The organism is Arenimonas sp. (assembly GCF_035312645.1).
GTDB lineage: Bacteria > Pseudomonadota > Gammaproteobacteria > Xanthomonadales > Xanthomonadaceae > Arenimonas.
In genome coordinates, this window is the sequence record NZ_DATGBO010000150.1 from 1 (window position 1) to 11778 (window position 11778).

Sequence of the window (11778 nt, forward strand, 5' to 3'; positions counted from 1 at the left end):
TGACCTTACATCCACGAGCACGGGCACAAGTGGGTTCAGGGCTTACGCCTTAAGCGGCGAGAGCGTAGTTGTCGTCGTTGGCAACTAAATTTTGCTACTGGATTAACGAGGACAGTCGCCCCCTCGGCATGCGCCAGTCGACTTTGCGACCCCCGTCGAAGCCAGGACAGCCCCGGCAATTAACAGGAAGCAGAATCTTCCAACGACGACAGTATGGGGGCGGGGGTGGCCCGGCACAACCCGCGCGGCTGCAGGAGCGGCTTCAGCCGCGACCCTCGTTCGATCGACCTGTCGCGGCTGAAGCCGCTCCTACGTTGCCTGATCAGGCGTTCTTGTTGTGCCGGCGCATGGTGCGTTGTTTTTCGCGCGCCCAGTCACGGTCTTTTTCGGCGGCGCGCTTGTCATGCGATTGCTTGCCCTTGGCCAGGGCCAGTTCCAGCTTCACCTTGTTGGCCTTCCAGTAGCAGGCGGTCGGGATCAGCGTATAGCCTTCGCGTTCTACCTTGCCGACCAGACGGTCGATTTCATGGCGATGTAGCAGCAGTTTGCGCGTGCGGCGGTCGTCGGGGATGACATGGGTTGAGGCGGAAATCAGCGGCGTGATCTGCGCGCCGAACAGGAAGATCTCGCCGTTCTTCACCATCGCGTAGCTGTCGCCCATGTTCAGGCGGCCGGCGCGGATCGATTTCATTTCCCAGCCGAGCAGGGAGATGCCGGCTTCGTAGCGGGATTCGAGGTGGTATTCGTGACGCGCGCTTCTGTTCAGCGCAATCGTCTTGCCCTGCGTCGCTGCGTTATTCTTGGCTTCTTTCTTATTGGACATGGAGTTTCCTTGCGTCCCATTGTCGCCGATGCGTGGCCGGGCAGGGAACCTTTGATGGGGGCGAGGGCATGACGAGCATCCACCGACACGCGCTGGTGCGGCATTCGGCGCTGCGCATGTACGGCCTGGTCAATGATGTCGCCGGCTACCCGCGCCGTTTTTCCTGGTGCGAGTCTTCCGAAGTGATCGAACAATCCGATCAGCACATGCTGGCCAGGCTGGATTTGCGCGTTGCCGGCCTGAGGATCGGTTTCACCACCCGCAATGCACTCACGCCGCCGACGCGCATCGAACTGCAACTGGAAGAAGGGCCGTTCCGAAAATTCAGCGGCCTGTGGGTTTTTCATTCGCTGGCCGAGGATGCCTGCAAGGTCAGCTTGAGTCTGGATTTCGATGTCGCTGGAAAACTCGTGGGCTCGGCGCTGGCGCTGGGTTTTCAGGGGCTGGCCGATCGCCTGGTCGATGATTTTTGTCGCGAGGCCAATCGTGGCGATGACTGAGCAAGTGCCGGTCGCGATGCGCGTCGACGTGGTTTACGCGCTGCCGGAGCGCTATTGGTCGCTGATGCTGACGCTGCCCGAAGGCGCCGTCGTCGCGGACGCGCTGGCGATGATCGGGAAAGAAAAAGAAGCGAACGACTGGGAAGTGGACGCGACGCGTCTGGCGATTTTCAGCCGGCCTGTCACTGCCGAAACAAGATTGCGTGATGGCGATCGGCTCGAGCTGCTGCGGCCCTTGCTTGCCGATCCGAAGCAGGCGCGCCGTGAGCGCGCCTCGGGCCCGGGGAAACGCCGCTTTTAACGGTGTTTCTTGTCCTTGTCCTTGTCTTTCGGCAGGTTGCCGAATTTCGCGGCCTGCTTGAGCAGTTCGCTGTTGTGGTCGGGGAAATACTCGCCGGACCATTTCGTGACCTGGTCATTCTCGAACCACACGGTGAGATTCTTGACCTGGGCCGGATCGCGCTTGTAGCGCTCGCTGGCGGCGTAATCCCAGCGCTCTTGGTGGAAGGGGTCGGCTACCGACGGCGTGCCGAGCAGCAATTCCACCTGCTGGCGGGTCATGCCTTCCTTGAGTTGCTCGACGTATTTCTGCTCGAGCAGGCTGCCCTGATAGATAGGCTGGCGGTAGACCAGGTTGCAGCCTGAAACCAGGACCGCGGCGGAGAGAACGAGAAGGGCCTTGCGCATCGTTAGCATAGTCAAAGGTGGGTAGCCGGGCGATAATACACCAAGCACCGACCGACGTCGGCCGGATAAGTTGCACGGGAGCGGAAGATTCATGGAATCGCAGGATCTGCGCAAAGTCGGCCTCAAGGTCACGCACCCCCGGATCCGCATCCTGGAGCTGCTTGAGACCACCGGCACCCGCCATCTGACTGCCGAAGACATCTATCGGCAATTGCTCAACAGTGGCGAGGACATCGGCCTGGCCACGGTGTATCGGGTGCTTACGCAGTTCGAGGCCGCCGGCCTGGTGCTCAAGCACAATTTCGAGGGCGGTCAGGCCGTCTACGAAATGGATCGCGGCCAGCACCACGACCACATGGTCGACATCGAATCGGGCAAGGTCATCGAATTCACCAGCCCGGAAATCGAAGCTCTGCAAAAGCAGATCGCCGACAAGCACGGCTTTGTGATCGAAGAGCACAGCCTCGTGCTGTACGTGCGGCCCAAGAAGAAAAAATAACCGCGGGTGTAGGAGCGATGGCAATCGCGACCATGCTTGTCGCGGCAGCAGCTAGTCCAAAAAAGGGCATTGGATTGTGCTGATCTTCACAGCAGCGAACCCTGTCGCGATTACCATCGCTCCTACGAAAATCACGCCTGCGCCCGCGACAACATCTGCCGGGCATTCGCTCGCGTTTCTTTGGTGATCTCGACGCCGCCGAGCATGCGCGCGAGTTCCTCGATACGCTCTTTTTCCGCGAGCACGCTCACGGCGCTGTGCGTACTGCTGCCATTGACGGCCTTGCTCACCTGCAGATGGTGATGGCCCTGCGCCGCGACCTGCGGCAGGTGGGTAACGCAAAGTACCTGGCGCGAAGCACCCAGCGCGCGCAGTTTTTGTCCGACCACTTCCGCGACCGCGCCGCCGATGCCGGTGTCGACTTCGTCGAAGATCATCGTCGGCACCGAATCCAGGCCTAGCGCCGCGACTTCGATGGCGAGGCTGATGCGTGCCAGTTCGCCGCCCGAGGCGACCTTGCGCAGCGCCCGCGGCGGCTGCCCGGGGTTGGCAGAGACCAGGAATTCGCAGCGCTCGGCGCCCAGCGCATGCGGCTTGTTGTTGTCCTGTGCGGTGAGTTCGACCGCGAATACGCCGCCGCCCATGCCCAGTTCCGACATCAGTCCGGAAACCGCCTTGCCGAGTTTTTTCCCGGCGGCATTGCGCGACTGCGAAAGTCTGGCCGCCGCAGTTTTCCAGCGCGCGTTCGCCGCTTCACGTTCGGCGAAAAGGAATTCGCTGCGTTCGCCGGCGCCGCGCAACGATTCCAGCTCGGTTTCGATCGCATCGCGACGCGCAGCGAGTTCCGCCAGCGGCAAGCGATGCTTGCGCGCAAGATCGTGCAGGCGGGTCATGCGTGCTTCGAGTTGTTGCAGATGCGCCGGGTCAATGTCGAGCTCATCGCGCAGGCGTTCGATCAGGCCGCCGGCTTCGTCGATCTGGATCTCCGCCGACTCGAGCAGCGCCGTCACTTCGCGCAGGCGCGGCTCGCTGTCGAGATGGCGGCCGAGTTCGCCGTTGGCCTGGCGCAGGCCGCGCGACAAGGACTGGCCTTCGTCGCCGGACAGCCGCGCCAGCGCCGATTCGTAGCCTGCCAGCAGGCCGGCGGCATTGGCCTGGCGGCGGTGCGCGGCGAGCATGTCGTCGATATCGCCGGCGGCCAGCGCTTCGCGTGCCAGTTCGCCGTGCTGGTGCTCGAGGTAGGCGATGCGGTCGCCGACATCGCCGGTGCGCGACAGCGCGGCGAGCTCCTGGTCGAGGTCCTGCCAGCGGCGGGCGTGTTCGCGAACATCGGCGAGCAGGGCTTCGTGCTGACCGAACGCATCGAGCAGGCCGAGCTGGTGGCTGCGTTCGAGCAGGGCCTGGTGCTCATGCTGACCGTGGATTTCGACCAGCAGGGCGCCGAGTTCCGACAGCTGCGCCAGCGTCGCCGGGCGGCCGTTGATCCAGGCCCGCGAGCCGCCATCGGCACGGATCACCCGGCGCAACTGGCAGCTGGCGTCGTCGTCGAGTTCGCGTTCGCGCAACCAGTCGGCCGCGTCGGGGGCATCGGCGAGGGAGAATTCCGCGGAAAGCTCCGCGCGTTCGGCGCCGTGGCGGACGATGCCGGCGTCGGCGCGGGCGCCGGTGAGCCAGAGCAGGGCGTCGACCAGCAGCGATTTGCCGGCGCCGGTTTCACCGGAAACCACAGTGAGTCCGGCGTCGAAGCCGAGCTCGGCGGCACTGACGACGGCGAAATCCTTGAGGGTGAGATGACTGAGCATGATGGGCGGGAGTTTGCCTGAAACGGTGGCGGAATCGTTCAGGCACTATCGCCGATGTCAGTCCGAAAACCTGAGACTGGAAAACTTGCGCCGCGGGCGCCGCGGCCTTATCTATGAGGCATGAGCCTGCCCCTGGATCCCCGCGCCCGTCGCCTGTTGCGCACCCTGATCGCCCAGCACATCCGTGATGGCGAGCCGGTCGGCAGCCGCACGCTGGCCAAGCAGTCGGGGCTGGACGTGAGCCCGGCGACGATCCGCAACATCATGGCCGACCTCGAGGAAATCGGCCTGCTGTCCGCACCGCATACCTCGGCAGGGCGCATCCCGACCGCGCAGGGCTACCGCGTTTTCGTCGATTCCCTGCTGCAGATGCAGCCGCTCAGCGACCCCGAGATCGACCGTCTGCGCATCAACATGCCGACCGGTGCGGGCACGCAGTCGCTGCTGGCCAATGCCTCGGAATTGCTGTCGGCGATGAGCCAGTTCGTCGGTGTGGTGACGGTGCCGCAGCGCGCGGCCTTTGCCTTCAAGCACATCGATTTCGTGCCGCTGGACGGCAGCCGCGTGCTGGTGATCCTGGTGTTCACCGACAACGAGGTGCAAAACCGCATCATCCAGACCCGCCGTGCGTATTCGCCCAGCGAACTGGAGCAGAGCGCGAACTATCTCAACGCCCATTTCGCCGGCCGGCCGCTGGCCGACATCCGCGCGGTGCTGTTGCGCGAATTGCGCGATACCCGCAGCGAAATGGAGCGGGTGCTGTCGGCGGCGGTGGAGATTTCCGAACAGACCCTGGGCGGGCCCGGCAGCGGTTTTGCCAGCAACGACGACATGCTGCTGGCTGGCCAGACCCGCCTGATGGGCCTCAACGGGCTGTCCGACATGGATCGATTGCGCGAGTTGTTCGAAGCTTTCTCGCGCAAGCGCGAAATCCTCGCCCTGCTCGAGCGCTGCACCCATGCGCCGGGCGTGCGCGTGTTCATCGGCGAGGAAAGCGGCTTGGCGCCGCTGGAGGCGTGCACGGTGATCACCGCGCCTTATGCCAGCCAAGGCAAGGTGCTCGGGGTGCTCGGGGTGATCGGCCCGACCCGCATGGCGTATGAGCGGGTGATCCCGATGGTGCAGGCGACCGCGGACTTGCTCGGTGCCGCGCTGGCCCCGGATTCATCGGCCTGATTTCAGCAAATCGGGGTCTTGAAAGCCTTTTCGATGACCCCATGAAGGAGGCGGCCCCCGCAGGGGCGGGCCGGCCCTCTACACCTAGCCAGCAGGAAGACCATGCACAGCGAATACCCCCAGCCGGACGCGCAAGCGCCGCAAGACGAAACTGCGTCCGAGACCGAATCGCTTTCGGCCGAACTCGACCAGCTGCGCGCCACCATCGTCGCGCTCAAGGAAGAAACCCTGCGCGAACGCGCCGAGCTCGACAACCAGCGCAAGCGCCTGGGCCGCGATATTGACGTGGCACGCAAGTTCGCCAACGAACGCCTGCTCGCCGAACTGCTGCCGGTGTTCGACAGCCTCGATGCTGGCCTCACGGCCGCAGGCAGCGAGGCCAGCCCGCTACGCGATGGCCTCGATCTGACCCTCAAGCAATTGCTCAAGGTCGCTGCCGACAACGGCCTGCGCCTGATCGATCCGGTCGGCGAAGCCTTCAATCCCGATCATCACCAGGCGATCAGCCAGGCCGAAGCCGCCGGCGCCGCGCCGGGCAGCGTGCTGCAGGTTTTCCAGAAGGGTTACCTGCTCAACGACCGCCTGCTGCGTCCCGCCCTCGTGGTGGTCGCCGCTGACTGACGGCCGAGGCCGGGGCGGTTGAATTAGCCGGCCCCGGCCATACATCTCGAACAGCGCGGAACATTGGTTTCATCCCTTCGCGCCAATCAACACATTCACGAATCAAGGCATTACGGAGCAAGCATCATGGGCAAGATCATCGGTATCGACCTCGGCACCACCAACAGCTGCGTCGCGGTCATGGAAGGCGGCGTCGCCAAGGTCATTGAAAACTCCGAGGGCGATCGCACCACGCCGTCGATCGTCGCGTTCACCAAGGACGGTGAAGTGATCGTGGGCGCCTCGGCCAAGCGCCAGGCGGTCACCAACCCCAAGAACACCTTCTACGCGGTGAAGCGCCTGATCGGCCGCAAATTCACCGACGATGAAGTCAAGAAAGACCTCGACCTGGTCCCGTACTCGATCCTCGCCCACGACAACGGCGACGCCTGGGTGTCGACCAGCGACGGCAAGAAGATGGCCGCGCAGGAAATTTCCGCGAAGGTCCTCGAGAAAATGAAGAAGACCGCCGAAGCCTACCTGGGCGAGACGGTCACCGAAGCCGTGATCACCGTCCCGGCCTACTTCAACGACAGCCAGCGCCAGGCGACCAAGGACGCCGGTCGCATCGCCGGTCTCGACGTCAAGCGCATCATCAACGAGCCGACCGCGGCCGCGCTGGCCTATGGCCTCGACAAGAAGGGCGGCGACCGCAAGATCGCGGTCTATGACCTTGGCGGCGGCACCTTCGACGTGTCGATCATCGAGATCGCTTCCATCGACGGCGAAACCCAGTTCGAAGTTCTCGCCACCAACGGCGACACCTTCCTGGGCGGCGAAGATTTCGACAAGCGCGTAATCGATTTCCTGGTCGAGGAATTCCAGAAAGAGCAGGGCATCGACCTGCGCAAGGATCCATTGGCTCTGCAGCGCCTCAAGGATGCCGCCGAGCGCGCCAAGATCGAGCTCTCGTCCTCGCAGCAGACCGACGTCAACCTGCCGTACGTCACCGCCGATGCTTCGGGTCCGAAGCATCTGAACATCAAGCTGACGCGCGCCAAGCTCGAAGCCCTGGTCGATGACCTGGTCAAGAAAACCATCGAACCCTGCCGCATCGCCTTGAAGGACGCCGGCCTCGCCGCCAGCGCCATCAACGAGGTGATCCTGGTCGGTGGCCAGACGCGCATGCCGAAAGTGCAGGCGGCGGTCGCTGAGTTCTTCGGCAAGGAGCCGCGCAAGGACGTCAACCCCGACGAAGCCGTCGCCATCGGCGCGGCCGTGCAGGGCGGCGTGCTCGCCGGCACCGTCAAGGACGTGCTGCTGCTCGACGTGACCCCGCTCAGCCTCGGCATCGAAACCATGGGCGGCGTGTTCACCAAGATCATCGAGAAGAACACCACGATTCCGACCAAGGCCTCGCAGACCTTCTCAACCGCCGAGGACAACCAGTCCGCGGTCACCGTGCACGTGCTGCAGGGCGAGCGCGAACAGGCCCGCTACAACAAGTCGCTGGCCAAGTTCGATCTTTCCGGCATCGACGCTGCGCCGCGCGGCATGCCGCAGGTCGAGGTCTCGTTCGACATCGACGCCAACGGCATCCTGCATGTCTCGGCCAAGGACAAGAAGAACGGCAAGGAGCAGAAGGTCGAGATCAAGGCCGGCTCGGGCCTGAGCGAGGAAGAGATCCAGCAGATGGTCCGCGACGCGGAAGCCAATCGCGAGGAAGACAAGAAATTCCACGACCTCGTCACCGCGCGCAACGCCGCCGACGGCCTGATCCACGCCACGCGTACGGCCATCAAGGACCACGGTTCGAAGGTGCCGGGCGAGCAGCTCGGCGCGATCGAAACCGCGTTGTCCGATCTCGAGACCGCGATGAAGGGTGACGACAAGGGCCAGATCGAAGCCAAGACCAATGCCTTGCAGCAGGCGGCGCAGTCGCTTTACGCGGCGGCGCAGGCCGGCGAACAGGCACCCGGCGATGCCGGCGCGAACTCCGGCAAACCGGCCGAGGACGTGGTCGACGCCGAGTTCACCGAGGTCAAGGACGACGGCAAGGTCTGACCCTCCGGAACAATCCAGAAAAAGCGAACGCCCGGCATCGGGCGTTCGCCGTGTTGGCAGAGGGGCGGGCGGGTGATGGGGAAAAACAGGCTCGAGGCATTCAGTGACGGCGTACTGGCCATCATCATCACCATCATGGTGCTGGAGATGAAAGTTCCGCACGGCACCGATCTGGCCGCGCTACAGCCATTGCTGCCGGTATTCCTGAGCTACGTGCTGAGCTTCGTCTACGTCGGCATCTACTGGAACAACCATCACCACATGTTGCATACCGTGCAGAAAGTGACGGGCGGCGTGATGTGGGCCAACCTGCACCTGCTGTTCTGGCTGTCCCTGTTTCCGTTCGCGACCGGCTGGATGGGCGAAAATCATTTCACGCCCCTGCCGACCGCGTTGTACGGCGGTGTGCTGCTGATGGCCGGTGTTGCCTATTGGCTGCTGCAGCAATGCATCATTTCCGTGCACGGCCGCGAATCGGCCTTGGCCCAGGCCATCGGTCGCGATTTCAAGGGCAAGGCCTCGCCTTTTCTGTACCTGAGTGCGATCGGCCTCGCCTTCGTCAACGTCTGGCTCGCCAACATCATTTTCGTCCTGGTCGCCCTGATGTGGCTGATCCCGGACCGCCGCATCGAATCGAGATTTTCCGAATGAGCAAGCGCGATTTTTACGAAACTCTCGGCGTCAGCAAGACGGCGAGCGAAGAAGAGTTGAAGAAGGCCTATCGCCGTCTGGCGATGAAGCATCATCCGGATCGCAATCCGGGCGACAAGGTTTCCGAGGAATCCTTCAAGGAAGCCAAACAGGCTTATGAAGTCCTCACCGATCCGGCCAAGCGCCGCGCCTATGACGCGCACGGCCACGCCGCGTTCGAACACGGCATGGGCGGTGGCGGTGGCGCAGGCCCGGGCTTCGGCGACGTCAACGATATTTTCGGCGATATTTTCGGCGACATTTTTGGCGGTGGTCGTCAGCAGCGCGGCCCGCGCCGTGGTGCCGACCTGCGTTACGTGATCGAACTCGATCTCGAGGAAGCGGTGTTCGGCGCCGAGAAACAGATCGAAGTGCCGACGCTGGTGTCGTGCAAACCCTGCAAGGGCTCGGGCTCCGAAGACGGCAAAGTCGAGACTTGCAAGACCTGCGTTGGTCGCGGCCAAGTGCGCATGCAGCGCGGCATTTTTTCCGTGCAGCAACCTTGCCCGAGTTGCGGCGGCCGCGGTCAGACCATCGCCAAGCCCTGCAAGAACTGCCACGGCAATGGCCGTCTGCAGGACGAAAAGCTGCTGTCGGTGAAGATCCCCGCCGGCGTCGACAACGGCGATCGCATCCGCCTGCAGGGCGAAGGCGAAGCTGGTCCGGCCGGAGCGCAGGCCGGCGATCTGTACGTGGAAGTGCAGGTGCACGAACACGCGATCTTCAAACGTGACGGCGACGATCTGTATTGCGAGGTCCCGGTGCGTTTCGCGCAGGCCGCGCTCGGCGCCGATGTCGTCGTGCCCACGCTTGATGGCGAGGCGCTGATCAAGGTGCCGCTGGAAACCCAGACCGGCAAGTTGTTCCGCCTGCGTGGCAAGGGCGTCAAATCGGTGCGCAGCCACGGTACGGGCGATCTCTTGTGCCGCGTGGTGGTGGAAACTCCGGTCAACCTGACTTCGCGCCAGCGCGAACTGCTCAAGGATTTCGAGGCGACGTTCGAAGGCGAGGAGGGCGCGCGGCATTCGCCGCGCTCCAGCGGTTTCCTCGATGGCGTGAAAGCCTTCTGGGATCGCATGACCTCTTGATCCCGCTCCTACGGCTTCATGACTTGCATCCGCGGCCCCCGGCCCGCTAGCCTCGGGCCATGAATTCTTCTTCGCCGATCCGCATCCTCATCCACGGCGCCAGCGGCCGCATGGGCCAGGCCCTGCTGCGGCTGGCGCGGGAAAATCCCGCGCTGCAAGTCGTTGCGGCGGTTTCGCGCTCGGGCGCGGCGATCGATGGCGTGGACGTGCCGATGTTTGCGAGCGCGGACCTGGCTCGCTGCCCCAGCTTCGATGTCGCCATTGATTTCAGTCTGCCGGAAGGCTTCGATGCCGTGTTGGCTGCATGCAAGATGCGCAAGGCGGCGTTGGTCAGCGGCACGACCGGTTTGTCCACGCAGCAGCGCGAGGCGCTGGCTCAGGCGGCGCACACGATTCCTGTGCTGTGGGCATCCAACTTCAGTCTGGGTGTGGTCGTGCTTGAAGAACTTTCGCGTCGTGCCGCGCAGGCATTGACCGGTTGGGACGCCGACATCATCGAATCCCATCACGTGCACAAGAAAGACGCGCCCTCCGGCACCGCACTCACGCTGGGCGCCGCCGTAGCGGCAGGGCGCGGAAGCGCGCCGCACTACGCCTCGTTGCGTGCCGGCGACATCATCGGCGAGCATAGCGTGCAGTTCACCGGCCCGGGCGAGCGTATCGAGCTGATTCATCGCGCCGGCAATCGTGACATCTTCGCGCGCGGCGCCCTGTCTGCGGCCGCGCATCTGGCCGGTCGTCCCGCCGGCAATCATCGTCTCGCCGATCTGATCTTCAGCGACTGAAGTCCGCACCGGCGCTGATTTTCCGCGCAGGTTTCCGATCCAGGCGCAGTTCGTCGTGGACAGCCCCGGCCTCGGCGGCTAGAATTCCCGCTCGCCTGAACCCCCTTTTCCCCCACGAACTTGGCCTCCTGCCTCGTTCGCGGTCTGCCACAGCCTGGCGGACCGGGGCGGTTCACCCAATCAAGGCGAGCTCCCGTGACCCAAACCGCCATTCTTGCCCTCGAAGACGGCACCGTATTCGAGGGTATTTCCGTAGGCGCGCCCGGATTGTCCGTCGGCGAAGTGGTGTTCAACACTGCGCTGACCGGCTACCAGGAAATCCTCACCGATCCCTCCTATGCGCGGCAGCTGATCACGCTGACCTATCCGCATATCGGCAACACCGGCTGCACGAATCAGGACGACGAGTCCGAGGAAGTTTTCGCTGCCGGCCTGATCGTCCGCGACGTGCCGCGCCGTCCCAGCAACTGGCGCAGCCAGGTCGCCCTCCCGGAATGGCTGGCCGCACGCGGCGTGGTCGCCATCGCCGACATCGACACCCGCAAGCTCACCCGTCTGCTGCGCGATCGCGGCGCCCAGAACGGTGCGTTGATGGCTGGCGAGATCGATGCCGACAAGGCCATTGAAGCCGCGCGCAAATTTCCCGGCCTGAAGGGCATGGACTTGGCGAAGGAAGTCTGCACGCGCGAACGCTATGTCTGGAGCGAAGGTCAGCTCGATCTGGATCGCAACGAATTCCAGCGCGTCGACGCGAAATTCCATGTCATCGCCTACGATTTCGGCGTCAAGCGCAACATCCTGCGCATGCTCGCCGAGCGCGGCTGCAAGGTCACCGTCGTCCCCGCGCAAACGCCGGCGGCGCAGGTGCTCGCGGAGAAACCCGACGGCATCTTCCTGTCCAATGGCCCCGGCGATCCCGCGCCCTGCGATTACGCGATCGCTGCGATCAAGGAATTTCTCGCCGCGAAGATTCCGATCTTCGGCATCTGTCTCGGCCACCAACTGCTCGGCCTCGCCGCCGGCGCGCAGACGATGAAGATGAAATTCGGCCATCACGGCGCCAA

General features: G+C 63.9%; 13 protein-coding genes and 1 other RNA gene. 10 read left to right on the plus strand and 4 right to left on the minus strand.

Annotation, left to right across the window (positions count from 1 at the left end; translation table 11 throughout):
• Positions 1-174: a transfer-messenger RNA gene (ssrA, locus tag VKM35_RS13740) on the minus strand; the annotation flags it as partial.
• A gap of 148 nt (positions 175-322) precedes the next feature.
• Positions 323-823, minus strand: a complete 501-nt coding sequence (gene smpB / locus VKM35_RS13745; RefSeq protein ID WP_324321682.1) for an SsrA-binding protein SmpB — start codon at positions 821-823, stop codon at positions 323-325.
• Positions 824-891: 68 nt separating this feature from the next.
• Between smpB and VKM35_RS13750 the strand changes: the two genes are divergently transcribed.
• Together VKM35_RS13750 and VKM35_RS13755 are read left to right on the plus strand one after the other, a co-directional pair.
• A complete protein-coding gene (locus tag VKM35_RS13750) occupies positions 892-1323 on the plus strand; it encodes a type II toxin-antitoxin system RatA family toxin (RefSeq protein ID WP_324321683.1) in 432 nt (143 codons plus the stop codon).
• Between the two features lie 16 nt (positions 1324-1339).
• Positions 1340-1624, plus strand: coding sequence for an RnfH family protein (locus VKM35_RS13755; protein WP_324321699.1), 285 nt, complete (start codon positions 1340-1342; stop codon positions 1622-1624).
• Here VKM35_RS13755 and VKM35_RS13760 read toward each other — a convergent pair.
• The gene (locus VKM35_RS13760) at positions 1621-2010 is read right to left on the minus strand and encodes an outer membrane protein assembly factor BamE (protein WP_324321684.1); all 390 of its coding nucleotides are present in this window, start codon (positions 2008-2010) and stop codon (positions 1621-1623) included. The genes VKM35_RS13755 and VKM35_RS13760 overlap by 4 nt on opposite strands.
• A gap of 91 nt (positions 2011-2101) precedes the next feature.
• On the opposite strand from VKM35_RS13760, the gene fur reads away from it, so the two are divergent.
• The gene (gene fur, locus VKM35_RS13765; protein ID WP_324321685.1) at positions 2102-2509 is read left to right on the plus strand and encodes a ferric iron uptake transcriptional regulator; all 408 of its coding nucleotides are present in this window, start codon (positions 2102-2104) and stop codon (positions 2507-2509) included.
• A gap of 131 nt (positions 2510-2640) precedes the next feature.
• Here the strand turns inward: fur and recN are convergent, their stop codons facing one another.
• The gene (gene recN / locus VKM35_RS13770) at positions 2641-4311 is read right to left on the minus strand and encodes a DNA repair protein RecN (RefSeq protein ID WP_324321686.1); all 1671 of its coding nucleotides are present in this window, start codon (positions 4309-4311) and stop codon (positions 2641-2643) included.
• A 120-nt stretch (positions 4312-4431) separates the two neighbouring features.
• On the opposite strand from recN, the gene hrcA reads away from it, so the two are divergent.
• From hrcA to carA, 7 genes are all read left to right on the plus strand, one after another.
• Positions 4432-5487 (plus strand): heat-inducible transcriptional repressor HrcA, encoded by a 1056-nt coding sequence (gene hrcA, locus VKM35_RS13775; RefSeq protein ID WP_324321688.1) that lies wholly within the window; start codon positions 4432-4434, stop codon positions 5485-5487.
• Positions 5488-5589: 102 nt separating this feature from the next.
• Positions 5590-6108, plus strand: coding sequence for a nucleotide exchange factor GrpE (gene grpE / locus VKM35_RS13780; RefSeq protein ID WP_324321690.1), 519 nt, complete (start codon positions 5590-5592; stop codon positions 6106-6108).
• Positions 6109-6234: 126 nt separating this feature from the next.
• A complete protein-coding gene (gene dnaK, locus VKM35_RS13785; RefSeq protein ID WP_324321692.1) occupies positions 6235-8151 on the plus strand; it encodes a molecular chaperone DnaK in 1917 nt (638 codons plus the stop codon).
• A 75-nt stretch (positions 8152-8226) separates the two neighbouring features.
• Positions 8227-8802, plus strand: coding sequence for a TMEM175 family protein (locus VKM35_RS13790; RefSeq protein WP_324321694.1), 576 nt, complete (start codon positions 8227-8229; stop codon positions 8800-8802).
• Positions 8799-9929 carry a molecular chaperone DnaJ gene (dnaJ, locus tag VKM35_RS13795; protein ID WP_324321695.1) on the plus strand — a complete coding sequence of 377 codons (1131 nt, stop codon included), beginning with the start codon at positions 8799-8801 and terminating at the stop codon, positions 9927-9929. The genes VKM35_RS13790 and dnaJ overlap by 4 nt, the downstream gene beginning before the upstream one ends.
• A gap of 59 nt (positions 9930-9988) precedes the next feature.
• Complete coding sequence (gene dapB, locus VKM35_RS13800; protein WP_324321697.1) at positions 9989-10714, plus strand: 4-hydroxy-tetrahydrodipicolinate reductase; 726 nt, start codon at positions 9989-9991, stop codon at positions 10712-10714.
• Positions 10715-10909: 195 nt separating this feature from the next.
• Positions 10910-11778 (plus strand): glutamine-hydrolyzing carbamoyl-phosphate synthase small subunit (carA, locus tag VKM35_RS13805; protein WP_324321698.1); only part of this gene is annotated, 869 nt, incomplete at its 3' end.

Bases quoted from the DNA above. Each gene is read 5' to 3' on its own strand.
- grpE (WP_324321690.1), top strand. From the start codon at position 5,590: ATGCACAGCGAATACCCCCAGCCGGACGCGCAAGCGCCGCAAGACGAA.
- smpB (WP_324321682.1), bottom strand. From the start codon at position 823: ATGTCCAATAAGAAAGAAGCCAAGAATAACGCAGCGACGCAGGGCAAG.
- recN (WP_324321686.1), bottom strand. From the start codon at position 4,311: ATGCTCAGTCATCTCACCCTCAAGGATTTCGCCGTCGTCAGTGCCGCC.
- VKM35_RS13755 (WP_324321699.1), top strand. From the start codon at position 1,340: ATGCGCGTCGACGTGGTTTACGCGCTGCCGGAGCGCTATTGGTCGCTG.
- hrcA (WP_324321688.1), top strand. From the start codon at position 4,432: ATGAGCCTGCCCCTGGATCCCCGCGCCCGTCGCCTGTTGCGCACCCTG.
- dapB (WP_324321697.1), top strand. From the start codon at position 9,989: ATGAATTCTTCTTCGCCGATCCGCATCCTCATCCACGGCGCCAGCGGC.
- VKM35_RS13750 (WP_324321683.1), top strand. From the start codon at position 892: ATGACGAGCATCCACCGACACGCGCTGGTGCGGCATTCGGCGCTGCGC.
- dnaK (WP_324321692.1), top strand. From the start codon at position 6,235: ATGGGCAAGATCATCGGTATCGACCTCGGCACCACCAACAGCTGCGTC.
- VKM35_RS13790 (WP_324321694.1), top strand. From the start codon at position 8,227: ATGGGGAAAAACAGGCTCGAGGCATTCAGTGACGGCGTACTGGCCATC.
- dnaJ (WP_324321695.1), top strand. From the start codon at position 8,799: ATGAGCAAGCGCGATTTTTACGAAACTCTCGGCGTCAGCAAGACGGCG.
- fur (WP_324321685.1), top strand. From the start codon at position 2,102: ATGGAATCGCAGGATCTGCGCAAAGTCGGCCTCAAGGTCACGCACCCC.
- VKM35_RS13760 (WP_324321684.1), bottom strand. From the start codon at position 2,010: ATGCGCAAGGCCCTTCTCGTTCTCTCCGCCGCGGTCCTGGTTTCAGGC.